1 protein-coding gene is annotated in these 519 nt (G+C 64.7%); it reads right to left on the bottom strand.

Going from position 1 to position 519, the window contains the following annotated elements:
* Positions 1-108: 108 nt before the first annotated feature.
* Positions 109-519 (bottom strand): hypothetical protein (locus tag ACIKT0_RS19945; RefSeq protein ID WP_407106968.1); only part of this gene is annotated, 411 nt, incomplete at its 5' end.

The following is a 519-nucleotide window of genomic DNA, read 5'->3' as shown; positions in this document are numbered from 1 at the left end:
GCTCAAGACGCGCGAACTGCTCGTCCGTCAGCCAGAAGCAGTCCGATCCCATCGGCGTCCTCCCTCGAGGACGCCTCTGAATCACGCTTCGCTCGATCTGCAAACCCCTTAATGGGTCCGGGCCCTAAGCCTGTGCTCGCGCATCCAGCGCGCGCCGCTGCTCAATGCGGACGCATCGTCGAGGGTCCACCCGTCATCTTCAGGCGCCTCAAGGATGTCGACGACGGTCGTCGGGATGGTTTCCGGTAGCCGCCAGCGCTGGCGGAAAGAACCGGCCACGCCAAGGCGATGAGCGCAGTGCGAACGGCGCAAAAAGTCGCCATCAAGGGCGAGGCCAGAGTCGTGGAGCCGCCCGCAGCGTTCGCATTCCAGAACGCCGCGCAACTGCCCCTTGAACCGCTCCGGGATTCCCGGAGGCTCCAACTCCTGAGTAGGATGGAGCGATGACGAGCAAGACGACGAACAAGTTTTCGCCTGAGGTGCGCGCTCGCGCGGTGCGGATGGTGCTGGAGCACGAGG

Origin of the sequence: Hansschlegelia beijingensis (assembly GCF_045505405.1) — a bacterium.
GTDB lineage: Bacteria > Pseudomonadota > Alphaproteobacteria > Rhizobiales > Methylopilaceae > Methylopila > Methylopila beijingensis_A.
The sequence above is the reverse complement of the archived record's forward strand: the minus strand, read 5'-3'. Positions and strand labels throughout refer to the sequence as shown.